The organism is Chryseobacterium sp. (assembly GCF_022869225.1).
Classification (GTDB): domain Bacteria; phylum Bacteroidota; class Bacteroidia; order Flavobacteriales; family Weeksellaceae; genus Chryseobacterium.
Window position 1 is genome coordinate 3691861 of the sequence record NZ_JALIHL010000001.1, and the last position, 26992, is coordinate 3718852.

General features: G+C 38.9%; 18 protein-coding genes. 10 read left to right on the forward strand and 8 right to left on the reverse strand.

Going from position 1 to position 26992, the window contains the following annotated elements; translation table 11 throughout:
• Window positions 1-2: 2 nt before the first annotated feature.
• On the reverse strand, window positions 3-728 hold the full coding sequence (locus MUW56_RS17275; protein ID WP_292014354.1) for a class I SAM-dependent methyltransferase: 726 nt from the start codon (window positions 726-728) through the stop codon (window positions 3-5).
• A gap of 137 nt (window positions 729-865) precedes the next feature.
• On the opposite strand from MUW56_RS17275, the gene MUW56_RS17280 reads away from it, so the two are divergent.
• The 3 genes from MUW56_RS17280 to MUW56_RS17290 all read left to right on the forward strand — a co-directional run bounded on the left by MUW56_RS17280 (window position 866) and on the right by MUW56_RS17290 (window position 3548).
• On the forward strand, window positions 866-2029 hold the full coding sequence (locus tag MUW56_RS17280) for a THUMP domain-containing protein (protein ID WP_292014355.1): 1164 nt from the start codon (window positions 866-868) through the stop codon (window positions 2027-2029).
• 21 nt (window positions 2030-2050) lie between these two features.
• On the forward strand, window positions 2051-2455 hold the full coding sequence (locus MUW56_RS17285) for a branched-chain amino acid ABC transporter substrate-binding protein (RefSeq protein ID WP_292014356.1): 405 nt from the start codon (window positions 2051-2053) through the stop codon (window positions 2453-2455).
• Window positions 2456-2543: 88 nt separating this feature from the next.
• On the forward strand, window positions 2544-3548 hold the full coding sequence (locus MUW56_RS17290; RefSeq protein ID WP_292014357.1) for a glycosyltransferase: 1005 nt from the start codon (window positions 2544-2546) through the stop codon (window positions 3546-3548).
• A 268-nt stretch (window positions 3549-3816) separates the two neighbouring features.
• On the opposite strand, the gene MUW56_RS17295 is transcribed toward MUW56_RS17290, so the two are convergent.
• Window positions 3817-5043, reverse strand: a complete 1227-nt coding sequence (locus MUW56_RS17295) for an aminotransferase class I/II-fold pyridoxal phosphate-dependent enzyme (protein ID WP_292014358.1) — start codon at window positions 5041-5043, stop codon at window positions 3817-3819.
• A 157-nt stretch (window positions 5044-5200) separates the two neighbouring features.
• On the opposite strand from MUW56_RS17295, the gene MUW56_RS17300 reads away from it, so the two are divergent.
• Window positions 5201-5659: an Lrp/AsnC family transcriptional regulator gene (locus tag MUW56_RS17300; RefSeq protein ID WP_292014359.1), complete on the forward strand. Its 459-nt coding sequence runs from the start codon at window positions 5201-5203 to the stop codon at window positions 5657-5659.
• A 94-nt stretch (window positions 5660-5753) separates the two neighbouring features.
• Here MUW56_RS17300 and MUW56_RS17305 read toward each other — a convergent pair whose 3' ends face one another.
• The 3 genes from MUW56_RS17305 to MUW56_RS17315 form a co-directional block, all read right to left on the reverse strand.
• Window positions 5754-6782: a bestrophin family protein gene (locus tag MUW56_RS17305; protein ID WP_292014360.1), complete on the reverse strand. Its 1029-nt coding sequence runs from the start codon at window positions 6780-6782 to the stop codon at window positions 5754-5756.
• 193 nt (window positions 6783-6975) lie between these two features.
• On the reverse strand, window positions 6976-9048 hold the full coding sequence (locus MUW56_RS17310) for a thiamine pyrophosphate-dependent enzyme (protein ID WP_292014361.1): 2073 nt from the start codon (window positions 9046-9048) through the stop codon (window positions 6976-6978).
• 75 nt (window positions 9049-9123) lie between these two features.
• A complete protein-coding gene (locus MUW56_RS17315) occupies window positions 9124-11247 on the reverse strand; it encodes a S8 family peptidase (protein ID WP_292014362.1) in 2124 nt (707 codons plus the stop codon).
• A gap of 465 nt (window positions 11248-11712) precedes the next feature.
• On the opposite strand from MUW56_RS17315, the gene dnaE reads away from it, so the two are divergent.
• The 4 genes from dnaE to MUW56_RS17335 all read left to right on the forward strand — a co-directional run bounded on the left by dnaE (window position 11713) and on the right by MUW56_RS17335 (window position 21722).
• Window positions 11713-16377 (forward strand): DNA polymerase III subunit alpha, encoded by a 4665-nt coding sequence (dnaE, locus tag MUW56_RS17320; RefSeq protein ID WP_292014363.1) that lies wholly within the window; start codon window positions 11713-11715, stop codon window positions 16375-16377.
• Window positions 16378-16710: 333 nt separating this feature from the next.
• Window positions 16711-18252, forward strand: a complete 1542-nt coding sequence (locus MUW56_RS17325) for a hypothetical protein (protein WP_292014364.1) — start codon at window positions 16711-16713, stop codon at window positions 18250-18252.
• Window positions 18253-19358: 1106 nt separating this feature from the next.
• A complete protein-coding gene (locus MUW56_RS17330; protein WP_292015429.1) occupies window positions 19359-19619 on the forward strand; it encodes a T9SS type A sorting domain-containing protein in 261 nt (86 codons plus the stop codon).
• A gap of 141 nt (window positions 19620-19760) precedes the next feature.
• On the forward strand, window positions 19761-21722 hold the full coding sequence (locus tag MUW56_RS17335; protein ID WP_292014365.1) for a T9SS type A sorting domain-containing protein: 1962 nt from the start codon (window positions 19761-19763) through the stop codon (window positions 21720-21722).
• A 96-nt stretch (window positions 21723-21818) separates the two neighbouring features.
• On the opposite strand, the gene MUW56_RS17340 is transcribed toward MUW56_RS17335, so the two are convergent.
• Both MUW56_RS17340 and MUW56_RS17345 read right to left on the reverse strand, forming a co-directional pair.
• Window positions 21819-21977, reverse strand: a complete 159-nt coding sequence (locus MUW56_RS17340) for a hypothetical protein (protein ID WP_292014366.1) — start codon at window positions 21975-21977, stop codon at window positions 21819-21821.
• 43 nt (window positions 21978-22020) lie between these two features.
• Window positions 22021-22848, reverse strand: coding sequence for an ion transporter (locus tag MUW56_RS17345; RefSeq protein ID WP_292014367.1), 828 nt, complete (start codon window positions 22846-22848; stop codon window positions 22021-22023).
• A 247-nt stretch (window positions 22849-23095) separates the two neighbouring features.
• On the opposite strand from MUW56_RS17345, the gene MUW56_RS17350 reads away from it, so the two are divergent.
• Both MUW56_RS17350 and MUW56_RS17355 read left to right on the forward strand, forming a co-directional pair.
• A complete protein-coding gene (locus MUW56_RS17350; protein WP_292014368.1) occupies window positions 23096-24193 on the forward strand; it encodes a Nif3-like dinuclear metal center hexameric protein in 1098 nt (365 codons plus the stop codon).
• Between the two features lie 2 nt (window positions 24194-24195).
• Window positions 24196-24972, forward strand: a complete 777-nt coding sequence (locus MUW56_RS17355; protein WP_292014369.1) for a hypothetical protein — start codon at window positions 24196-24198, stop codon at window positions 24970-24972.
• 199 nt (window positions 24973-25171) lie between these two features.
• On the opposite strand, the gene MUW56_RS17360 is transcribed toward MUW56_RS17355, so the two are convergent.
• Complete coding sequence (locus MUW56_RS17360; protein ID WP_292014370.1) at window positions 25172-26950, reverse strand: long-chain fatty acid--CoA ligase; 1779 nt, start codon at window positions 26948-26950, stop codon at window positions 25172-25174.
• Between the last annotated feature and the right edge of the window lie 42 nt (window positions 26951-26992).

Here is a 26992-nt window from a genome sequence, read left to right on the forward strand (position 1 = left end):
CATTATTTTTTCTTAAATAAATTGATACAACGTGGCGAGCTTTCTCTATCAAATTCATTCAGCTGGTAATCTCCCCATATTTTTATTCTTTCAAAGCCACATTCGGAAGCGTATGCATTAATGGCTTCCAGGGTATGAAGTTTTACTTTTTCAAAGAAATGAAATGCTTTACCCTCTGTTTCAAAACGAATGTCCTTGATCACATGTCTTCCTTCTATTTTTTTCAGAATTTTAAAATCAATGTTGCCACGGGTAATAACGGTTTCAGGAACCATATTTTTTCTTACGTATTCTTCGTTTAAATAATCAAGAACAAAATATCCTCCCGGCTTTAATGCATGATAAACCGACTGAAAAACCTTTTTATCATCATTTTCATTATCAAAATATCCAAAACTTGTAAATAAATTGAAAACAGCATCCATAGGATCTGCATCAATCGGGTTTCTCATATCATGCACTTCAAAAATCAAAGTCTGATTTTCAAACTGCTTGTCAGATTCAATACTCTGTCTTGAAAGGTCCAGTCCCAAAACATCATACCCTAATTTGTTTAGGAAAACAGAGTGTCTTCCCTTACCACAGGCAAGATCTATGATTTTGGAATTAGGCGGAAGCTGGAGGTCCGCAGTTAATTTTGTAATGAAGTTTTCGGCTTCGGTATAGTCTCTGTTGCTATAAAGAAGATGATAATAAGGGGTATCAAACCAAGATTCAAACCATTCCATAATGCAAAAATAACTAAATTTGTGCGGTTAAAAGCAAAGTATTTTGCAACATTCAAAGATTGAAAAATTCAATTGGCTCACAGATTGGATAGCTAATCTTTTAATTCTTAATCCTTTAAAACTTTTAATAACGACTTATGGATACAGAAAATTTACAAATACAGATAAAAACATTCTTCGGACTGGAACAGATTCTGGCAGAAGAAATAAGAAAATTAGGCGGAAGAAACGTTGAAATTAAAAACAGAGCGGTAAATTGTGAGGGAGATCTTGGATTTCTTTATAAGATCAACTATTCTGCGAGAACAGCATTGAAGGTCCTGGTACCGATTCACCAGTTTAAAGCTTTCAACCAGCACCAGTTTTACGACAGGCTATTTCAGTTTGCCTGGGAAGACTTCATGGATGTTGATCAGTCTTTTGCAATAGATGCCACGGTGAATTCTGAAACATTTAAGCATTCACAGTTCGTTACTTTGAAAATGAAGGATGCTATCGTGGATTATTTTCAGGAGAAATTCAAAAGACGTCCGAATGTGGAGACCAGAAATCCGGATATTAAGTTTCATCTTCATATTGACAGAGAACTGATTATGATTTCTCTGGATTCGTCCGGTGATCCTTTATTTAAGAGGGGATATAGAAGAGAACAGGGAGAAGCTCCTATTAATGAGGTGCTTGCCAGCGGAATGCTTCAGCTTGCCGGCTGGGACGGAAAAGGAAACTTCCTTGATCCGATGTGTGGTTCAGGTACATTGCTGATTGAGGCGGCTATGATTGCGATGGATCTTCCGGCTCAGATCTTCAGAAGAGGATTTGCCTTCCAGAACTGGAAAAATTATGATGCTGATCTGTTTGCAAAAATTAAAGAGTTCAGAATCAACAGAGTCAAGCAGTTTGACGGAAAGATTGTAGGATATGATATAGATGCAAGAATGCTGAATGCTGCCAGAATAAATGTTGAAGCTGCAGAAATGGAAGATGTTATCGAAATTAAAAAACAGAATTTCTTTGATTCCAAGAAAGAGCTTTTCCCATTATTGATGGTATTCAACCCTCCATATGATGAGCGGATTTCTATTAATGATGATGATTTCTATAAAAAAGTAGGAGATACCTTCAAAACCCATTATCCGAATACATTGGCATGGCTGATTTCGTCTGATCTGGAAGCCGTTAAAAAAATTGGGCTGCGCCCTTCAAGAAAGATCAAGCTTTTCAACGGAAAGCTGGAAACAAGATTTTTGCAGTATGAAATGTATGAAGGAACGAAGAAAATACATAAATTAGAAGGTAAATAAATATAGAAATACTGAATCTTTATGTCCTGGAATTTTTTTGATGGAGTGGAAATGCTTTTAGACGGACTAAGTCTTTTAGGCTCAAATTCGGATACACCAAAGCGAAGGCATGGTCATTCACCGAAGAAAGAGCAAGGAAAAGGGAAGTATACGGAAAAAGTAAGTGCCGTATGTATTGCAGCAGCGACCGTTCTTTTCATAATTGTTTTTAAAGATCCTTTGCCTCCGGAACATTATATTCAGACCCTAATGGTGGCTTCTTTGATCGGAACTGCCATTTCGTTTGTGCTGTTTTTTGTTCTGTATGTACTGGGGCATTATTATTTTAAGAACTTTTTTAAACTGCTGCTTTTCAGCAGTTCCGTTATTTTGTTTTCTGTTTCAGCAGTGTTGTATATCTATTTTAAAACAGGACTATTTATTTAAAGATCCTATAAAAGTTAATTTCTCCGAATAAGCTGTTAAACTATTTGCAGCTTCTTCTCTGAATAAGTAATTTTGAAAAATTTTCAATTTGAAGCCTAGTATTTCCATTATTGTCGCTATTTACAACCGAAAGGATGAACTTTTCGAGTTGCTGACCTCGCTTACCCAACAAACTGATAAAGGGTTTGAAATCATTATTGTGGATGACGGATCGATGATTGATCTTAAACCTACGATCAGGAATTTTGAGGAAATCCTGGATATCAAATATTTCAGAAAAGATAATTCAGGGCCGGGGCTGACAAGAAATTACGGAGCGGCAAGGGCTGCCAATGAGTGGCTGGTTTTTGTGGACAGTGATGTCATTGTAGAGAAAGATTATATTGAACATATTAAAAATGATATTCTGACGATACCTTGTGACGCGTTTGGTGGGGCAGATAAAGCCCATAAAGGGTTTAATCTGATGCAGAAAGCAATTTCCTATTCTATGACTTCCGTTTTTACTACCGGAGGAATAAGGGGAAGCAAGAAAGCGGTGTCAAAATTTCAGCCCAGAAGCTTTAATATGGGAGTAAAAAAAGAGGTCTTTAAGAAAGTGGGTGGATTTTCTGAAATGAGAATAGGAGAGGATCCTGACTTATCGATGACCCTTTGGGAAAATGGATTCACTACTGCCTTCTTTGATGATATTGCTGTGTATCACAAGCGCAGAGTGGATTTTGGGAAATTCTCCAAACAGGTATATCAGTTTGGATGTGCAAGACCGATTCTTAATCAGCGGCATCCTAACTATGTGAAGATTTCTTTTGCATTTCCGACCTTATTCATGTTGGGGTACATTATGGGATTTTTCGAATATTTTATTTTGGGAAGGGGCGTTATTCTTGCTTTTTATGGATTATATACCTTTTTGGTCTTTTTCCATGCGCTGCTTCTGACTAAAAATATAAGTATTGCCGGTATGGCGGTGATTTCCACTTATATTCAAATGTTTTCATATGGATATGGTTTTTTAAAATCATGGATCCTTCTGAACGTTTTTAAAATGAAACCGGAGGAGGCTTTTCCCCATCATTATTATAAAAAATAAGCCTGGTAGATTGCCTGTTTTTATGGATGATATCAGAATAAATCCCTGACGTTCGCCGTATATATGGTTTAAAGTATTTCTCTTATTTTATAGATGTTGGCTACAGCTAATTTTGAGATTATCTTTTTAATCGGGTGAAAGTCCGTTTCTACTGAATTTTTAGTTCCTGCCGATTGTGCAGGTATTGGAAAGAGATTTAACTTTTAAATATAACAAAAATACAAAGAAGGCTGTTTCATTTGGAACAGCCCTCTTTTTTACAATAAATTTAGAGTATAGAAATGTTTTCATGGGTAAGAATACCTACTTTCAGCATGCATTCTTTCATTTTGTGGTAAGTTCTTTTTATATCATGATCCAGACCGATTGAGAATCTGATCAGGCCATCGGAGATACCGATTGAAGCACGTTCTTCTTCCGGGATTTCAGATGAGGTGGATTTTCCTGAGCAGGAGAACAGGGTTTTATAGAATCCTAAGCTTACTGCCAGATATCCCAGGTTTTCTTCCTGCATCAGTTCCATCAGTTCATTTGCTTTTTCCGTAGTTCCGGCATCCAGGGTTAGTAATCCTCCAAATCCGTATTCCTCGTGAAGCATGCTTTTCATCAATTCATGATTCTTATGGGACGGCAAACCCGGATAGGATATTTTCAAGCCGTCTTTTTCAAATCTTTCAGCAAGATACATGGCGTTTTCGCTGTGTTTCTTTATTCTGATATGAAGTGTTCTCAGGTTTTTTAAGATACTCGCAGATCTGAAACTGTCCATCGTTGGGCCCAGAAGCATGCATGCTCCGGAATTGACATTTTTAGTATCATTAATGAATTCCTGAGTTCCGCAATATACGCCTCCTACAGTATCACTGCTTCCATTGATGAATTTGGTTAAACTGTGGATGACAATATCAGCGCCCAGCAGTGTGGGAGAAATGGAAAGAGGTGAAAAGGTATTGTCAACAATCAGTTTCAAACCATATTTTTTACAGATTTCTGAAAGTCTTCTCAGATCGGCTACTTCAAGGAGCGGGTTGCTTACGCTTTCACAGTAGATTACCTTGGTATTGGGCTTTATGGAGCTTTCAATAGATTCAAAGTTGCTGATATCCACAAAAGTGGATTCAATAGTAAAAGAAGGCAGGAAGTTTTTAAGAAAAGCATACGTTCCGCCGTAGATCGTTCTGCTGGAAATAATATGATCGCCGCTTTTGCATAGCTGCATCAAAACAGAGGTGATCGCACCCATTCCGGAAGCGGTTACATTGGCTGATTCCGTATTTTCCAATTTGGCAAGGGCCTGCGCCAGATAAAGGTTCATAGGAGATGAATGCCTGGAGTACAGGTAACATCCTTCTGCATTTCCTTCAAAAGTATCAAACATTGTTTTTGCAGAAAGAAAAGTATAGGTAGAGCTGTCTGAAATAGAAGGATTGACTCCCCCGAATTCACCAAAATACTGAAGATCCTGGATTTCATTGGCTGCATTAAAATTTTCCATAGGCGTTGTCTTTATTTTACTGAGCCAAATTGCATTATTTTCATAATTATTACAATATAAATCTGAATTTACAGAATATAAAACTGTAAATCATTGTTTATTTAGAAAATATATTTAGTATCTTCGGGAATATTAAATTTTTACCAAAAATTTATCTATGGAACTTGATGAAACTGATAAAAAACTGCTCCTGTTTTTACAGGAAGACTGCAAACAAACGACCAAAGAGCTGTCCGGCAAGCTTGGATTATCTGTTACAGCTGTTTATGAGCGTGTAAAAAAAATGGAAAATACAGGGGTGATTTCTAAATATGTAGCACTTTTAGACAAAAGCAAGGTTCATAGAAATTTTATTGTGCTGTGCCATGTGAAACTGACGCAGCATAAGAAAGAATTTGTCATGCAGTTTGAAAAGGAGGTGATGAATCTTGAGGAAGTAACAGAATGCTTCCATGTGAGCGGGGATTATGATTATATTCTTAAAATAGGAGTGAGAGATATAGAGGATTACCGCAGTTTTATGCTGACAAAGCTTACAACACTTCAGCACATTGCAAGTACCCATAGTTCGTTTATGATTTCCGAAGTGAAGAATACAACAGCAATTGTTTTATAATAGCCGCGTGTAAAGGGAAAACAATTGCTGAAAGAGAGCCGGTTTTTAATGCTGAAGGGCAGCTAACTTCTCTCTTTCAGAAAGTTTACATTTCCTAAACGATAACGCCATTTTTTGAAGCGATCGGGTCAGGCAGATCTGTTTCACCGGTCATTTGGAGCAGGTCAATTTCTATAGTTCTGCAGATGGAAAGCATCGGAACATCAAACATCAGCCCTGCAAAAGGATTTTCTGAATAATCTCCTACAAGTTCCATAATGATATATATCCATCCAATGATGATACAGAAAGGAATAGATGTCCAGATTCCCCAGTCTCCCAGTTTGGCAAACTCATTCACCAATCCCAGCGGAAGCAATGTGATAAACAGAATGTTAAAGACAAATGCCGTACTGGCAAACTGCCTTGGCGATGGGAATTTCTTGATTCTTTCCGCTTGTCCCTGAAAGCCGTAAAATTCATTCAAACAGGTCTGCAGCTGCATTTGATTGAAGTCTGAGATGGCACCTATGTTCTTCAGTTCGTTGATATCCTTGGCCTGTTGGGAGATCAGGTAAGTGGCAAAGTTTTTATAGTCGTTCTTAAGATCATATTCTTCTTCTGAAAGATATTTATGCAGAAAAATAGGCGCTCTTCCGTAATCAGGAAACCCCGCCTTGATCAGTCTGTTCCGTCTCAGATTGATATTTCCGAATTTATTTTCAGTGCTGATATGTTCCCATTCCGTAGGCACTAAAAGCTGTTCGCGGAAAGTATATAGCCATGCAATATGGCGGTAAATGATTCTTTTTTTTCGGTCCTCCAGTTCAAAAACACCTATTTCTTCATTTTTCGTATCAAAGGCCTGTACCATTGAAGCAAATGAACGGCTTGAGTTCACAATTCCGCCCCAGATCTTTCGGGCTTCCCAAAGTCTGTCATACGCCTGGTTATTTTTAAAACCCACTAAAAAAGCTTCTGCTGTACCAATCAGTGCAACAGGAACCCATGGGATCGTCATCCATTGCCAGTTGAAAAAATAAAACAGAACTGCAATCAGTGTACACCAGATAGAAATTAAGATAAGGTGGGTCCCGGAGAGATTAAGAACCTGTTTATAATTAACGTATTTTGTAGTGATCATAAAGAAGAATGTGTTTTTGGTGTGGAGACAAAATAAATACCAAACTATTATAAAACCGGTTTTATCATATCCTTGAAATCTTGTTTATTCACGTTTATCCGGAGATAATGGCTTAAGGGTGAGAATTTAATCATTGAATAAAAGTAATAAAAAAACCTCTAAAAAAATTTAGAGGTTTTTATTTTATAATAACTTAATATGTAAGCATCTCTTCGATCTTGTTGGAGAGCTTCTCCGCATTCGGAAGCATTTCTTTTTCAAGGACCAGGTTGATAGGAACGGCAGGAACATCTAAAGATCCCATTGTTTCTACCGGAGCATCCAGATATCTGAAGCAGTTTTTCGAAATACGGTGGGCAAAAGCTTCTGCAAACGAATTGTTAAGCTGTTCTTCTGTCAGGACAATACATTTTCCATGTGCTTTTACTCTTTCAAATACAAGCTCCTCATCTAACGGGATTAAAGTTCTCAAATCGATAACTTCCACTCTTCCGTTATGGTTTTTGGCAGCTTCTTTAGCCCAGTAAACGCCCATTCCGTAAGTCACGACCAATACTGTTCTTCCTTTTTCGGTTTCCGCTTTATCTGCTTCAATGATTACTTTTCCTTTTCCAAATGGAAGGATATAATCCTCTGCCGGTTCAATTGTTTTTGCATCTTCGGTTCCCGGAACTTTACTCCAGTACAATCCTTTATGCTCCAGCATGACCACCGGGTTAGGGTCGTAATAAGCCGCTTTTAATAATCCTTTAAAGTCTGCAGCGTTACTTGGGTACGCTATTTTGATTCCTTTGATATTGGCTAAAATACTTTCAACACTTCCACTGTGGTAGGGGCCGCCGCCGCCGTACGCTCCAATTGGGACTCTGATGATATTGCTGACCGGAAATTTTCCGCCACTTAAATAACTGGATTTTGAAATTTCTGTGATAAGCTGGTTGATTCCGGGATAAATATAATCGGCAAACTGAACTTCAACGATAGGTTTTAATCCAACGGCACTCATTCCGGCTGTGGAACCAATGATATATGCCTCCTGAATGGCTGTATTGAAGACTCTTTTACTTCCGAATTTCTTTCCTAATGTTACCGTTTCACGGAAAACTCCACCGATTCTTTCTCCTACGTCCTGTCCGTAAAGGAGTGCTTCAGGGTGTTTCCACATCAATTCCTGTATAGCATGGATGGCCGCATCTACCATCACAATCTTTTCACCATTGGCAGGCTCACGCGTTCCAGCCTCTTCGGTAATTGGAGTAGGAGCGAAAACATGCTGCATGACTGTTTCAGGGTTAGGATCATCTGCATTTTTGGCTCTTTCAAAAGCTTCCTCAGCTTCAAGACGCGCTTTTTTGGTAATTTGTTTTAAAAGATCTTCGTCTGCTCCGGTTTCCAGTAATTGTTTTCTAAGGATTTCTCCCGGATCTTTTGCTCTATGCTTGGCTAAATCTTCTTCGTCTCTATAGAATTCTCTTCTTACTCCGGAGGTGTGGTGTCCGATCAGTACGGTTTTTGCACAAACTACTAAAGGTTTTCTTTCAGTTCTTACGAAATCAACAGCCTTTTTCATGGCTTCAAAACTTTCTATGAAATCTGTTCCATCCACCCTCATTCTGCTTAATCCTGTAAAACCTGCTACAAAATCGTAAGCATCACAGGTTCTTGCTTCCTCTTTAGTCACGGAGATTCCCCATTCATTGTCCTGAACGAGGAATATGATCGGAAGCTGATGTAAAGAAGCAAACTGTAAGGCCTCACTTACTTCACCTTCTGTTACAGAGTTATCTCCAAGGCTGCAAACGACTACGGGATTATTTTCAAAATGCTGCAGATTGAAATCCTGGATGTATTTTATCCCCTGTGCAACACCGGTTGTAGGGATCGTCTGCATTCCGGTAGCGGAACTTTGGTGAATGATCTTAGGTTTATTTTCATCTCTGCTTGAAGGATGTGAATAATAAGACCTTCCTCCCGAAAAAGGATCGTCAGCTTTAGCCAATAGTTGAAGCATTAATTGGTAAGGTTCAAAACCAATCCCCAAAAGAATGCTTTCATCTCTGTAATAAGGAGAAACCCAGTCCTCTTTTTTTAATTGATAAGCTGTTGCCAGCTGGATAGCTTCGTGGCCTCTTGAAGTGCTGTGAACGTATTTGCATATATTCCTGTTTTCTTCGTAAATATCAGCCATTGCCTTGGCCAGCATCATATGATTATACGCCTTGAGTAATATATCCTGAGAAACTTTTTCGTGAAGTGTATTTTCCATAGCAAGCAAATATACATAAAAAAACAAAATACTAACAAGTGTTAGTATTTTGCAATAATTTAATGAATTTTATGGTTATTCCTTAATTACTTTTTTAGAAATTACTTCTTTGTCAGTTTTTATTTCAATAATATAAATTCCTTTTGTATAGGCAGATAAATCAACTGCTTCTTTATCACTGTTGATGGTTCCGTTCTGTAATTTTTTACCGGATAGATCATAAATGGTGAAAGTTGATTTTTTAGGTGCTTTCAGTATATTGATCATATTCTTTGTAATAGTGGGTGCTATGGCAATTCCGCTTAGGCTTCCGGTTTCTTTAGTTCCTAAAAGAGCGGTGTAGCCTGTCACAAGAATTGAATAATTCTGTGGAGCATTAGCGCCTGCATTGTTTTTTAAGGTCCCTTTGTTGGTGATCTCAATCCTGTAATTTCTACCTGCTACCGGATTGTCGATAACTACCTGCTCTACATTGTCTACCGTATTGTCGGCTTTTGTAGCAGGGGACATTGGGCTTAAAGCATTCAATTTCCAAGGGTAATAAATAGTATTGTTAGAGGTATCAATAATTCTCACGTCCAAATCATTAATAAGCTTAGATGTTCTATCGTTATAAGCATCTGCGTAAGTGGCTGGCATTGTGGTGTATTCAGGATCGATCCATGAAATGGTCACTTTTAATGGTTCACTTCCGGAAGCTGTAACGATTTTGGCATTTGGTGTTCCGCTTGTTAAGGTCTCATCGTTAAAAATAATGCTGTTATTTGATTTTGCCACAAGAAGTTCTGCTCCTTTTTTTGCATTGATGAATCCCCATCCGAAATGCGGGTCAGGTCCGATATTGCCGGCTTCTAAAGCGGAGTGGATCATCAGGGTTTTAGCAGATGCGGCACTGAGTGGGTTTCCGGAAAATAATTGCTTGCTGATCTGGGTCCATAGCCCCATGATACCTGTAACAACAGGAGCTGAATACGAAGTCCCATCGCCTACTGTAATACCTTGGCTTCCGGTTGCATCATTATTAGTACTCGCGCTGGCTACTGATGTTCCAACAGCAGTAATATCAGGTTTAATACCTCCGTCATCTCTTGGTCCCGCGCTGCTGTAGCCGGAATGGATGACATCCGAAGAAGCGGTGTATCTCCCGTCGTTAGTGGTGATTCTGTCGGTAGCTCCTACGACAATAATGTTTTTTCCCAGAGAACCAAAGCCGATACAGTCGTATCCCTGTGAGCAGTTGTTGGGAGGAAGGGTATCTGATGCGGTAAATGCAACAGTGCCCTTGGAATAGTATTTAGTCCCTGCCGAGGTGCCGGGTCCCATTCCGTAAGAATTTCCGGCGGATTTAACAATGATATAGGACGGGTTATTATATACAATGCGGTCATAATCCCGGTCCGTCTCAAAATACGTTCCCTGCATATCATATGCTGTATTGGGTGAAGTAAAATCTCCCGCCCATACCCAGGCTGCTGCACCATTGACCAATGCTTGAGTCCATCCGGGATTGGTTCCGTAAGAATGGTTGGATATAGCAGGCTGCGCAATTAATATTTTTTGAAACACAGTACTTGCGGTGGTGTTTCCAGGCAGGGTGCTATCCATAAAAGCATAGGCATCTATGGTAGAATTGGGAGCAATCCCCCTGAAATTAACGGCTCTTGTAGTTCCATTAGTAAAGGTTACAGTATATGGATAATCTTTAGCTCCAATGAAGCCTGCAATAGAAGTGGCATGATCACCATAATTAAGAGTGCTGCTTTCTTTATTGGTTATCCTTCCGGTAGCGTTATTAAAAAATACATGGTCTGCAAAAACTCTGGAGGGGGCGTTTGCTGTACTTCCGTCAAAAATGGTAAATTTGATATTTTCACCGTTAAAGGAGCCTGTGAGTCCGCTGATATTTCCTCCCTGCAGAAAGTCGGAATTAGAATTTTTGATCTGGTCCAGGTCCTGGGCTTTGTTGAAAAGAGGCTGGCCGTTAGGGGCAAAAGCAGCAATGCTTGCTCTCTCTTCCTCAATTTTTTTTAAGGTTTCAGGACTTCTGCTGGCGCCATAATGTTTTGAAACATAGGCGTCAAACTTTTCGTTGTTTTCTATTCTTTGTCTTTCAAATTCTCTTTTGAGAGCATCATTGTTGTTTTGAGCACTTATAAATGAAATAATTAAAGTGCTGATCGAAATAAAGATCTTATTCATTTTGTTAAGGTTTTAAAGAAGTTTAGTGTTTTTTCAAATGTATGAATAATTTCAATTCAGGCTTTATTTCGTGAAAACAAAAAGCATTTTGACTGTATTTATAAATAAATATTTAATTTTTAGTTGATATTTTTATATAATTTATATTTATGAATGTTTTTTATTTTGTGAAAATGAATAAAAGACAGGGGCTGATTTTCAAAATATTGTCATTTTTTTATCGTTTTTTTCCAGATACTCAGAAGAAAATGTCTTTGACCTGTTTTTTTGTAGTACAATGAATTGAAATGAGTAAATTCAATTGCATAATCCGTATTTCTTTGCCTGCCGTAAAAATGTAGGACTCTTATTCGGATGTTTTTGTTTTAATAATTATTGATCGTTTATCTCATGACTTTAAGACAGTATTTAGAAAAAATGAAGTAACTTTACATTCTCTTTTTTATAAAAAAGTTAGAACATTATATGTATTTAATTTTTGACACAGAAACAACCGGTTTACCAAAGAATTTCAACGCACCGCTCTCGGATTCGGACAACTGGCCAAGAATGGTCCAGATTGCATGGCAATTGCATGATGATGACGGGAACCTGATTGAAAACCAGGATTATATTATTAAACCGGAAGGCTATGACATTCCTTTTAATGCAGCCAGGATTCACGGAATTACCACAAAGATTGCCCATGAAGAAGGCCGTGACCTCCAGGAAATCTTGGAAGAGTTTTCAAAAGTACTGGAAAGGGTAAGAGTGGTATCCGGACATAATGTGGAGTTTGACTACAATATTGTAGGGGCAGAATTTTACAGAAAAAATCTTAATGATAATTTACAGGGAAAACCCAGAGCAGATACAATGATTCTGGGAACCGACTTCTGCAAGCTTGGCGGAGGAAGGGGAGGCCGGTTTAAACCTCCGAAACTTGAAGAACTCTATGAAAAGCTGTACGGAAATAAGTTTGATGAAGCCCACAATGCTGCTGCGGACGTAAATGCCACCGCTCAGGTTTTCTTTGAAATGATGAGAATTGGGGTTGTTCCGGCTGAAACCTTAAAGATTTCAGAGGATCAGCTTGCTTATTTTAAAAGTCTTTACCCGGACCCGATCAAACCTTTCGGAATTGTTATCCGGAGACAGGTTGCTGATTTTCATAACAAGAAGAAACAGCAGGATTTTGGAAGTATCGATGATATTGATTTAGGTAAATATTTCAATTTTGATAATCATAGTGTATTTTCAACACTCACGGCTACTTCAAGTATCAGTGATCTGATTAAAAGAGCCTCTGATGAAAATTTCCCGGCTGTCGGAATGGTGGATCTGGGAAATATGATGGGAGCTTTTAAGTTTGTTTCTGCGGTGGAAGGAGCCAATGGGGACAGAGCGAAAAAGCATAAAGAATATCTTGCCAAAAAACAGGAAGCGGAAGAGAACGGAGAAGAGTTTAATGAAGAGGAGCCTGTTTCAGAACCCTTAATTCCAGTTGTCGGATGTGAGTTTTATATTTCAGACCGTTACGAACAGAAGCAGTTTACGAAGGATGATCCGGACAGAAGAACGCAGGTTGTTCTGCTGGCAAAGGATTTTAACGGATATAAAAACCTTGCCAAGCTTTCCAGTATCGGATTTTTAAAAGGGTTCTATTTTGGTGTTCCCAGGGTGAGCCGTGAGCTGATCGCTCAGTATAAAGAAGGACTGATCGCTCTTACCTCAGGGATCATGGGTGATATTCCGGATGCGATTTTAAATACCGGGGAACAAAAAGGAGAGGAGCTTTTTAAATGGTGGAAACAAACTTTTGGAGATGATTTTTATGTTCAGCTTCAAAACCATAAGCTGCCTGAGGAAGAACACTTAAATGAGGTCCTGTTATATCTTTCAGATAAATATAATGTTAAGATTTTAGCTCAGAACGAAACCTTCTATACCAATAAGGATGATGCTAATATTCAGGATATTGTAAGCTGTATCAAAGATGGAGAGAAGCTTACAACACCTATTGGAAAAGGATTTGGTAAAAGGAGAGGACTGGCTACAGGAGAGTATTACATCAAAAACTCGGATGAAATAAAAGAAGCTTTCCTTGCTTATCCGGATGCTTTTGACGCGTACGAAGAATTCTTTGCGAAGTTCAAACCTTATACTTTAAAAAGAGATGTTCTTCTTCCTAAATTTGACATTCCTGAAGAATTTATCCATGCAGAAGATGAGGTAGACGGAGGGAAAAGAGGGGAGATGGCTTATCTTACGCACTTAACCTATGAAGGAGCTAAAAAGAGATATGCGGAAACAGGTATTACTGATGAGATCAAAGAGCGTCTTGACTTTGAACTGGAGGTAATTGCCAATACCGGTTATCCAGGATACTTCCTTATTGTACAGGATTTCTGTAACGAAGCCCGAAAAATGGGAGTTTGGGTAGGTCCCGGAAGAGGATCTGCAGCAGGATCCGCAGTGGCATACTGTATAGGAATTACGAATGTGGATCCGATTAAATATGATCTCCTTTTTGAGCGGTTCCTGAACCCGGAAAGGGTTTCGATGCCGGATATTGATATTGACTTTGATGACGAAGGAAGGGACAGGATTATCAAATGGGTAATCGATAAATACGGGCAGAGCCAGGTAGCGCAGATTATTACCTATTCTGTGCTTGGAGGAAAGTCTGCAATTAAAGATGCAGGAAGGGTTCTGGATGTCCCTATCCCGGATACGAATAATATCGCTAAGCTTATTCCGTCCACACCGGGGATGAATATTGCAAAAGCATTGGCGAAATATGATAAACTGAAGCCGGAGGAGCAAATGCTTGTCGATGAGATGAGGTATGTTCTGGACAGCCCTGAGGATTCCCGTCATGATGTGCTTGCAAGTGCGAAAAAGATGGAAGGGTGTATCAGGAATACCGGAATTCATGCCTGTGGGGTAATCATTACCCCGGAAGATGTGAGTAATCTGGTTCCGGTAACGATTGCAGCCAAAGATGCCGATATTTTGGTGTCACAGTTTGACAACTCCGTGGCGGAAAGTGCCGGTCTTTTAAAGATGGACTTCCTTGGTCTTAGAACACTGACGATCATCAAGGATGCCCTGAAACTTGTGAAAGCGAGATATGGGTTGGATATTGATCCGGATCTTATCCCGCTGGATGATGCCAAGACCTATCAGCTGTTTAAGGAAGGAAGAACGGTAGGGATTTTCCAGTATGAAAGTCCCGGGATGCAAAAATATATGCGGGAACTGAAACCGACGGTTTTTGCTGACCTTATTGCCATGAACGCATTGTACCGTCCGGGTCCGATCAAGTATATTCCAAACTTTATTAACAGAAAGCACGGGATTGAAGAGATTGTTTATGATTTACCGGAAACAGAAGAATATTTAAAGGAAACCTACGGAATTACCGTTTACCAGGAGCAGGTAATGCTTTTATCCCAGAAATTGGCCAATTTTACAAAAGGTGAGGCTGATACACTGAGAAAAGCGATGGGTAAAAAGCAGATTGATGTTCTGAATAAAATGTACCCTAAATTCATTGAAGGAGGCCGAAAGAATAACCTGAATGAAGAGCGGTTAGAAAAAATCTGGAATGACTGGAAAGCCTTTGCCGAATATGCCTTCAATAAATCTCACTCTACGTGTTATGCTTTTATTGCCTATCAAACCGCATTTTTAAAAGCAAATTACCCGGCGGAGTACATGGCGAGCGTAATGAGTAATAACATTAACAACACGGATTCTATTACCATGTTTATGGAAGACTGTAAGAGTATGGGCGTTGATGTTTTAGGGCCGGATGTTAATGAATCTCAATATAAGTTCTCAGTAAACGAGAAAGGGCAGGTTCGTTTTGGACTGGGAGCGATCAAGGGTATTGGAGAAGGTCCTAGTGAAGCGATCACGAGAGAGCGGGAAAACGGCAGGTTTAAAAATATCTATGATTTCTTCGAGAGAATAATGCCTTCGCAGATGAATAAAAGAGTGGCGGAAAGTTTAGTGCTGGCAGGAGCTTTTGATGAATTGGATACTTTCCACAGAGGTCAGTATTTTGATATAGATATGGCTGGAAAAACGAATCTGGAACGATTGATCAGATATGGGCAGAGCTTCCAGGAAAGTAAAAATGAAATGGAACACTCCCTGTTTGCTGATTTTGCGGAAGAAGTTCAGATCGAACAGCCCAAACTGGCACCTTGTCCGGAATGGCCGAATATGCATAAGCTTAATAAAGAAAAAGAAATCATTGGTTTCTATCTTTCTGCCCACCCATTGGATGAGTTTAAATACCAGTTTCAGTTTATGCAGGGCCAGCTTTCAAAAAAAGCAGTTTTGGAAAAAGAGGAAGAAGAAAAAACCGCTTCTGATGATATACCTGTTGTAGAGCAGGAAGCGCAGGACGAAACAGTTTATCTTACAGAAATTGTTTCAGACGAAATATCGATTGAAGAAGAGATCGTGGAAGAGGTGACCAAAAAAGCTGAGCCGAAAGGTAATTTTTTATTTTTAAACCTTGATGAGGTGGATGCTTATAAAGAACAAGCCTTTTCCAATAAGCAGGAAGAATTGTTTGAGGAGAAAAAGAAAGACTGGAAAACGATTCAGAAAGAAAGGGAAAATGGCGGAGGCGGAAAAGAATACACGGTAGCCGGTCTGATTACCGAGTACAGGGTGCAGGATGGTTTCAGGAGTGGTGAGAAAGTGGCATTTGTAACGCTGGAGGATTATTCGGGGTCATATTCTTTCAGGCTGGGAGACCGGGATTATATGAGGTTGAAAGAAAAACTTGAAGTCCAGCGGTTTGTGATCTTTAAGATAAAATTCGCACAGGTTAAGGATGGAAGGGTTTTCGTAAATGTAAATGATGTCATTGAGCTTCAGGAAGCGTTTGAAAGGTTTGCGAAAAGCATTTCTCTGGTCATGGATGTCATGGATGTACGGCCTGAGGACCTTGACTTTTTCAGAACGGTTCTCGATAGGAACAAAGGAAATCAGAAGTTAAAATTCTTTATTAAAAATATTGAGGACAACTCTCATATTGAAGTTCAATCGATGAAGCATTCCGTGGATCTGAATGGGGATCTGATTAAAGAGATTCAGTTACTGAATAAATATGAATTTTACTTGAATTAAATTAAATAAAAAATAAATATCTATAAAAGCGGCTTTTTTGCCGCTTTTTTTATTGAACTTTTATTATTATGATGATTTTTTTTTCAAAAATTATTTTATGTTAAATAGCAGTCTGTAAGCTGGGGCTTAATTTTATGATTATTCTTAATTTGCTGATATTCAGAATATTACAATTTATCATCAATTGTTAAAAAAATGTTAAAATTAAATAATTGTTTGATTTTAGTTAAAAATAATTCTATTTCATTGATTTGTATGTGTTTGTTTTAATTAATTATTGATTTTTAATTAAATATTTAATTACTTTTACGCCCTAATTTTATTTTACTATATATGAAAAAACTTCTACTATTGTGTATGACCGCTCTGGGAATAGGAGCCTCGGCACAGATTATAGTCAATGAAGGGTTTGAGAATTCATTACCTGTAGGATGGACGTCCACAGGTTCTCCTTCGTATTCCATATGGTCAGGGGGTACTGCCTGTGCGGATGCAAAAATGGCTTATAAGAATTTATATTCAAGTGCGACATCTTTTAGCCTTGTGTATAGTTCTGCTAATTCGAATGGCACTGCAATGGACTATTCATTTCAGTATGCAGCAAAAGGATATTCTACTTCCGGAGCGATCAAGGGGAATGTAGCGGCAGATTATTCAGTGGATGGAGGAACTACCTGGGTTCCGCTGATCACTCCTGTGGTTCTTGACAGTCCAAATGCTACTCCTGTTTCCTGTACTACCGTTTCAGGGACTATTCCGGCGGGAACCATTCCGGCAGGAGCTAATTTTAAATTCAGACTTACGGGGAATTATACAAGTCCCGGTGACTTTTATTTAGGTTTTGATGATGTTAAGCTGACTCAGACTATTTCAACCGGACCTGGGTGTACTACATTAGCTACACCGGCTGCCGGAGCTACGGGGATTTCCAGAACTCCTGCGCTTACCTGGGCTGCGGCTGCAGGGGCTACTTCATACTTATTAAGTGTGGGGACTACACCTGGAGGAACAGATGTATTAAATAATGTGAATGTGGGGAGTGCTACTTCTTACACAATTCCTGCTGCCAATGCACTGGACTACTCGGTGCTTTACTACGTGAAAGTTACTCCTACCAATAATTTTGGAAGTAATACAGGTTGTACGGAAAGTTCTTTTACAACTTTAAATATTGGCTGTCCTAGCGTTTCGTCACCTTCTTCTGCAGCCACCGGAGTTGCTGTAATGCCTGCTATCAGCTGGAGTTCTTTAGCGGGGGCTACCGGATATAAAATTTCTATGGGAACTACTGCCGGAGGTACGGATATTATAAATAATGCGGACGTAGGGAATGTAACGACTTATACCCTTACTACCCCTTTATCATTCAATACTAAATATTATTATACGGTTTCCAGTTATAGCGGGACTTCTGCCAGCTCAGGTTGTACGGAAAGAACTTTTACAACGGTAACTTTATGTCCGAGTGTTTCGGCACCTTCATCGGCAGCAACAGGGGTATCTGTGCTTCCTACCATCACATGGGGGGCTATTGCAGGGGCTACCGGATATAGAATTTCCATGGGAACTACAGCCGGAGGTACAGATATCATGAACAGCGTGGATGTTGGAAATGTAAGTACCTATACCCTTACTACGCAATTAGCATATAATACAAAACATTACTATACCGTAACCGGGTATTCCGGAAGTACAACAGGGTCTTCCTGTACGGAAAGAAACTTTACCACTTCAACGTTATGTCCAAGTGTGTCAGCACCTTCATCTTCTGCAACGGGGTTTCCATCCTTCCTACCATTACATGGTCTGCGGTGGGAGGAGCTACCGGATATAAGATTTCTATGGGAACCACTGCCGGAGGTACAGATATTATGAACAGCGTGGATGTAGGAAATGTAACGACTTATACCCTTTCTACCCCTTTATCATATAATACAAAATATTATTATACGGTAACGGGATATTCAGGAAGTATCATGGGGACATCTTGTACGGAAAGAAACTTCACAACGTCAACTTTATGTCCTGCTGTTTCCGCGCCTTCATCCTCTGCCACCAATGTTTCCATCACTCCTACCATTACATGGGGAGCGATCACGGGGGCTACCGGATATAGAATTTCTATGGGAACCACTGCCGGAGGTACAGATATTATGAATAGTGTGGATGTTGGAAATATGACGTCCTATACCGTTTCTACGCCATTATCATTCAGTACAAAATACTATTATACAGTAACCGGATACGCGGGAGGCTTGGCAGGTACAGCTTGTACGGAAAGAAACTTTACGACACAGGGACCTTGTCCTATCGTGACTTATCCTGCTGATGCGGCAACTCTTCAGCCAATAATGCCTACTATTAAATGGAATCCGATTTCTACGGCAACTTCTTATAGTTTATCTGTGGGAACAACAGCTGGCGGAACTGATATCCTGAGTAATGTGAACGTGGGGAATGTTACATCCTATACATTTACTGCTCCTTTAACATTAGGAACTAAATACTATTACAAGGTCAATACCAATACCTCATCAGCATGTACGGAAAGAACATTTACCGTGAATGCTAATCCTGCACCGGCTAATGATAACTGTTCCGGAGCATTGGTAGCATCATCATTCCCTTATACTTACAACCAGACAGACGGAGCAGGTAATACAAACGGATCCGGATTTATTACTGCCTGTTCTTCAGGATCTAATGACGGAATGTGGTTTAAGTTTACAGGTGACGGAGGAACGATTACGGTAAAGGCAACTACAACCACTACTTGGGATCATAAGGTATCGGTATATTCCGGTAACTGCGGTGCTCTTACTTGCGTGGGTACCGTAGATGACAGCCTTAGTACTTCCGGATCTTCGGAAACTTATACATTCTCTTCTGTAGCAGGTACAGACTATTATGTAAATGTAGCCTACTATAGTGCCACTACCGATTCAGCAGAAGGAAACTTTACGATGAGTATTACCTCAAGTATGTTAGCGACTTCAGAAGCATCTGCCGTTAAAGTAAATACGATTCAGGCTTATCCTAATCCATTTACTGATGTTGTGAATATTTCAGACATCTCTAAAGTACAGTCTATTTCAATTGTTGATCTTACAGGAAGAGTAGTGAAGACTATTGCAGCACCTTCTTCTGTACTTCAATTAGGAGAATTAAAACAAGGAATGTATTTAGCGGTATTGAATATGAAAGACGGATCTAAACAGACGATCAAGATTCTAAAAAAATAAAAATCATTATTTATTCATAATTATGAAAGCAGTGGCTATTTAGTCACTGCTTTTTTAATAATTTTTTAATGTTTTTTTAATCTTGTGTTAAAATTATTATTAATTTGGTAATATAATTAATACCCAATAAAATAATATAATATGAAGAAAATCTTACTTTTGTGCTTATTGATGATAGGCATGACATTGAGTGCTCAAATCAACTTAGGAGAAGGGAGTACTGAAACCGGGAATGCCCCGATTGATACTTATTATGGATATTCCTATATCCAGCAGATTTTTACCAAACAAGAGATTAATGCCAATGCGGCAGGTACTATTACAGGATTGAAATTTTATCTGGATGCTTCAGCATCTTTAACCAACTCATCAGACTGGGTTGTTTATGTGGGACATACTGCAAAATCCAATTTTACTTCCGGCAGTGACTGGATTCCTTCAACACAGCTGACACAGGTCTATGCGGGTGCTGTTACTAACAATAACGGAGTTATAGAAATCACTTTTACCACCCCGTTTCCGTATAATAATACACAAAACTTAGTCATTGCGGCGGAAGAAAATTCTCCGGATTATGATGACAGTAATATATTTACGGTCTATAAATACAGCGCTGTCAATGATCGTACCCTTTCCTACAGCAGTGACGGTACTGACCCTGACCCTGCCAATCCTCCATCTGGCGAAATCCTGGAATATAGATCTGTAGTGAGTCTTATGGGGCTTACAATCAATCCTATACCGGCTTGTCCTGTCATGGAATACCCTTTAAATAATTCATCGTTTATTCCTGTGTCACCTGCTATCACATGGAATACCACGCAGGGGGCTACGAGTTATAAGGTATCAATAGGAACAACTCCGGGAGGAACAGATATTGTCAATCAGCAAACGGTAACTTCCAACAATTTCACGCCGTCATCCCCGCTTAATGCCAATACCATCTATTATGCAAAAGTAACAGCTGTGGGAGCGGGAGGAGAATCTACAGGTTGTTCCATCATCCAGTTTAAAACAGCGCCGCCTGCACCTGCCAATGATGACTGTACAAGTGCGGTAAATCTTACGGTGAATCCGGATATGAACTGTGCCAGCATGGCTTCAGGGTATACCTTGGGAGCAAGTGATTCTGGTTTGGTCCCGGATCCATGCTATGGTGACCCGGATGATGATGTGTGGTTTAAGTTTACAGCTACTGCTACCAGTCATACGGTAACGCTTAGTAACGTGGTTTCCATTGGAGCGGACTTTAGCGATGAGCTTTATTATCAGGTATTCAGCGGTGACTGCAATAGTTTGGCAAGTATGGTGTGTTCCTACGGAGGAATGGAAGTTCTTACCGGGCTGACGGTAGGCCAGACTTATTATATCAGGGCATACAGTTATGGAGGGGCAGGCGAAGCTCAAAGCTTTGATATCTGTGTGGGGACAATCCCTCCGCCGCCGGTAAATGATGAATGTTCTGGAGCATTAGCAGCAACTGTATTCCCATATAGCTTTACACAGACTGATGCTGCAGGAGCTACTAATAATAATGGCTATATTGAAGTTTGCTCTAATGGGATGAATGATGGTACATGGTTTACTTTCACCGGCGATGGTACTACGTTTAATATGACCGTATCAACACCTGCCGGCAGTTATTTTGACTCTCAGATCGGAGTGTACAGCGGTAGCTGTAATAATTTAACCTGTGTAGATACTGTAGATCAGAACGGAGCAGGAGAGACGGAAACAATTGCTATCCCTACGGCTGCCGGAACGGTATATTATGTGAATGTGGGCGATTACAGTACATGGGATGACAACTTGGAAGGAACTTTTACCATTAATATTACGAAAGAAAATCTTGCTACTGCAGAAACTTCTAAAGCTAAAAATGAGATCAGAGCCTATCCGAATCCGTTCACAGACGTATTGAATATCGCTAAAATTGACCAGGTAAAATCAATTTCGGTTTCTGAGGTTTCAGGAAGACTCGTGAAGACTATAGACCAGCCGGTTTCAACGCTTTATCTGGGAGATCTGAAATCAGGAATGTATATGGTAACACTTCATATGAAGGACGGATCTAAGCAGACTGTGAAAGCGATTAAGAAATAAAACAAACCTGCTTTGTTTACTGCTAAAAAAGATGAGTGAAATATTTCACTCATCTTTTTATTTTTAATGCTATCTCATGATCTTGCTCACTACTCATTATTTATCAGGTACGGGCTGTATGTCTCCCGTATTCATAAGATCAAAAACAGTAGGGAAGAACATAGCAAGGATAAAGTAAATGATGATCATCAATACAATTAATGAGAAAAGAATGATCACTAAACTATTCGGTTTGTTTTTCTTTTTCGGTTCCATGATTTTTCGGGTATTTGTTAATAGATTAAATGAATACCAAATATTAAGCTAATTTCTTGCCACATTGTTTACAGTATCTTGCATTGTCGTCAATATCATCGTTTCCGCAGCGGTCACATATCTTTTCCAGGTTCTGTCTTTTATTTCGCATTTCAGCGGTTACAATACCCGTAGGAACTGCAATAATGGAATAACCTGCCAGCATGAGGATTACTGCAAAAAACTTCCCTAAAGGAGTGATAGGAGACACATCCCCGTAGCCTACGGTAGTAACTGTTACCACAGCCCAGTAAATAGCCTGCGGAATGGTTTCAAAACCTTGCCTGCCGCCTTCCACCATAAACATTAATGAGCCTACGATCACTGAAAAAATAATCAGAAACAGGAGGAAAATGTAAATTTTTCTTGAGCTGTTTTTTAAAGCCCTTACGATGAGGTAGCCATCATTCATAAAGTCCAGTAAATTGAAAATTCTAAAAATTCTCAACATTCTCAGCATTCTGAAGATCAGGAAATATTTGGTGATGGGAAAGAAAAAGCTAAGGAAAAAAGGAACCAGTGCAAGAAAATCGATGATCCCGAAAAAGCTGAAAATATAATTCTTTTTATTCTTCACCACAGCAATCCGCATAGAGTACTCAAGCGTAAAAAAAATAGAAATGACCCACTCAAGGATCAGGAATGTATAATGGAACTTTTTGTCGAGTTTGGGTACACTTTCCATCATAATGATGGCAGTACTGATGAGAATTAAGGACAATAAGATGATGTCGAAGAGTTTTCCGAGCTTGGTATCGGAACGGTAAATGATCCGATAAAGGAATCTTTTCCATAGAATATCTTCAGGAACAAGATTATGTTCTCTTTCCATTTAAAATCTGTTTATTTCACGGCGAAGTTAATAATTTCAATCAAGTATAAGGTAAATATAAGATTGTTAAAAGAAAATTCCAAATATTCAATAGTAGTACTATCATGATTGAATTAATACCTATTTAAAGACAAGTTTGTGTTGCTTTTTTGATCCGGCTCGGCTGAATTTGCCGGTTTTTTATGGTGTAATTTTTCCGGGATCATGGTAAAATTAATATCTTCGCCGTAACTGTAAAAATAGATTCATGAAGCTAAGAACTGTCATTTCAAAGATTGAAGAAGAAATAAGTGTCAGACAGGCAGAAGATTTTGATAATGTGGGATTGCTGTGTGGTGTTCCTGATCGCGATGTAAGCGGAATCCTGGTATGTCATGATGCATTGGAAAATGTAGTAGAAGAAGCTATCCTGAAAAACTGCAATCTGATCGTGTGTTTTCATCCTATTATATTTTCCGGGTTAAAGTCTTTAACAGGAAAAAATTATGTGGAAAGAGCCGTTTTAAAAGCGATTGAAAATAAAATTGCCATTTATGCGATTCATACGGCTTTTGATAATGATTTCTTTGGTGTAAACCATGGTATATGCACCCAGTTGGGGCTAAAAAACATGAAAATTCTTCAGCCTAAAGAAAATAACCTGAAGCAGCTGACCGTCTTCGTCCCGGGCGAGTATTCGGAAAAGGTAAAAGAAGCCATGTTTAGTGCGGGAGCAGGGAGTATAGGATGTTATGATGAATGTAGCTTTACGGTTAATGGAAAAGGAACATTCAGACCAACAGAAGGCTCAAATCCGTTCTCAGGCCAGCAGAATATCCGTGAAAATGCGGATGAGGACATGATCTCCGTTATTTTTGAAACATATAAAGAAGGGCAGATCGTAGGGGCTATGAAGACTGCACATCCCTACGAGGAAGTAGCCTACCAGGTATACAGCCTGGATAACAAAAACCATCATGCAGGATTGGGAATGTATGGAGATCTGGAAGAGGAAATGGATGAAAAGGATTTTCTGACATTGGTTAAAGAAAAGTTTGGTCTTGAAGTCATCAAACATTCTTCTTTTAACAATAAAAAAATTAAGAGGATAGGGGTTCTGGGCGGCTCCGGAGCCAGTGGAATCAGATCTGCCGTTTCCAAGAAATGTGATGCCTATCTTACGGGAGATCTCAAATACCATGATTATTTTTTAGCGGAGTCCAAAATGCTGATCTGTGATATAGGCCATTATGAATCAGAACAATTTGTGACTCAACAATTATTTGAAATTTTATCACAAAAATTTAGTACATTTGCAATTTCAAAATCTATTGAAAAAACAAACCCAGTAAATTATTTCATTTAAATATGGCAAAAACCAACGATATTTCAGTTGAAGAAAAATTAAGAGCTTTATACGATTTACAGATCATTGATTCAAGATTGGATGAAATCCGAAATACTAGAGGAGAATTGCCAATTGAAGTTGAAGATCTTGAAATTGAGATCGAAGGTCTTGAAAAGAGAGCTGAAAAATTTCATGCAGACATTAAAGATCAGGATGACCAGATCAAAACAAAGCATGAAGTGATTAACCATGCTAAAACTTTAATTGAGAAATACAAATCTCAGCAGGATAATGTAAGAAACAATAAAGAGTTTGAAGCATTAGGAAAAGAAATCGAATTCCAGGATCTGGAAATTCAGCTTGCTGAAAAAAGAATTAAAGAATTCGGAGCTAAAATCGCTCATAAAAATGAAACTTTAAGCGAGCTGAACGCTAAGATCAACGATTTGAAAAACCACTTGAAATTCAAGAAAGAAGAATTAGAAGGTCTTATCTCTGAAACTCAAAAAGAAGAAGAATATCTGTTAGAGCAGTCTAAAGAATTCGCAGGTAAAATTGATGAAAGATTATTAGCTTCTTACAACAGAATCAGAACAAATTCTATCAATGGTTTAGCAGTAGTAGGATTGGAAAGAGGAGCCCCCAAAGGATCTTTCTTCACGATTCCTCCTCAAAAGCAAATGGAAATTGCTCAGAGAAAGAAAATTATTATTGACGAACATTCCGGGAAAATCCTTGTAGATGATGAGTTGGTAATGGAAGAAAATGAAAAAATGAAATCTGTAATTAAATTCTAATTATTGATTGTCAATCATACAAAAGCTGTTTCAGAAATGAGACAGCTTTTTTGTTATCTTAACTAGGGATATTATATGAGCAGCATTCAAAAGCCCTGGTTTTAGCCTGTTTACCCGTTAATAGGTCTTTAGCCTGAATCCCGGTAATATCTTCCAAAAAGCATAAAAAACCGCTTCAAAATGAAGCGGTTGATATTATTTAATCCTGATGATCATACATCTTGTTATACAATGCAATAAACTTCTCTTTTACTGCTTTTCTTTTCAGTTTCAAGGTAGGAGTAAGCAATCCGCTTTCAATGCTCCATATTTCAGGGGTCAGTTCAATTTTTTTGATCTTTTCCCAGTTACCAAGATGTTCATTGATGCCTTCAATTTCTTTTTCTATCCTTTGTTTCAGTTCAGGGCTTTTGGCGATTTCTTCTGGCGTGGAACCAACGGTTAAGTTGTTTCTCATCGCCCAGCTTTTTGCAAAGTCAAAATCAGGCTGTATCAGGGCACACGGCATTTTTTCACCATCACCCACTACCATGATCTGCTCAATAAACTTAGAGGCTTTGGCCAGGTTCTCAATCATTTGAGGAGCGATGTATTTCCCGCCGGAAGTTTTAAACATTTCTTTTTTACGGTCAGTGATTTGTAAGAAACCGTCACTGTCGATATGCCCGATATCTCCTGTTTTGAAAAAGCCATCTTCTGTGAAAACCTCTTTGGTCATTTCTTCATTTTTGAAATAGGCCTTGAAAACAGACGGTCCTTTTACTGTAATTTCACCGTCTTCCTGGATCTTTACTTTTAAATTATCCAAAGGTATCCCTACTGTTCCCACTTTCATTTTTTCAAAACTGTTTACCGAAATTACCGGGGATGTTTCCGTTAAACCATATCCCTCAAGGATAGGGATTCCTGCATTTTGGAACATTAAATTCAGTCTTGTAGATAAAGCTGCAGATCCGGAAACCAATGTCACGATTTCACCGCCCAGGCCTTCTCTCCATTTGGAGAATACCAGTTTGTCCGCAATGAGTTCCTGTATTCCTGATGGTTTAGAAATTTCCTTCTTTTTACTGATTAAATTTAAAGCCCAGAAGAATATTTTAGACTTTAGCCCGCCGGCAGAAGAACCGGTATTATAAATTTTGTCGTATACTTTTTCCACTAACCGTGGTACTACGGTCATATAATGAGGTTTCACCTCTTTTACGTTTTCTCCCATTTTCTCAATACTTTCAGCGAAATAGAGCGAAAATCCATTATACTGGTAAAGATAAAACAGCATTCTTTCAAAAATGTGGCAAATAGGCAGGAAGCTTAGTGCTCTTGTTTCCTTGTAGTCAAAACCTTTTTTCTTCGGAATCCTTGGGATAGATCCCAGTACATTGGAAACAATATTATTATGGGTAAGCATTACCCCTTTAGGCCTTCCGGTAGTTCCGGAAGTGTAGATAATGGTGGCAAGGTCTTCGGTATTGATGGCATTGGAAAGGTCATCCACTTCAATTTGGGTAGATTCATCCTCGCCAAGATCCAGAATTTCTCTCCAGTTGGCTGCACCGCTTATCGGATCGAAAGTAAAGATCCCCTGCAGGCTTGGGATATTATGCTTCACTTTCATTACTTTGTTGAGAAGGTCTTTATCAGAAACAAAACAGTACTGAATTTCCGCGTTATTGAAAATAAATTCATAATCTTCCGGTGAAATACTTGGATATACCGGTACAGAAACTACACCGATCTGAGAAAGCCCAAAATCCATGATAGCCCACTCCGTACGGGAATTGGTAGTTATCAATGCAATTTTATCCCCCGGTTTTATACCTAGCTTCAGCAATCCTCTGGATATCTTATTTCCTTCATTAATAAACTCTTGTGTAGAAGTTTTTTTCCATTCACCATGATATTTAGTGACAAACATATCCGTTTTAGGATATTTTTCTAATGCGTAGTGAGGAATATCGAATAATCTCTTGATCGTCATGATTTTTTACGTAATTTATAAAGAAATCTAAATATAAGCATT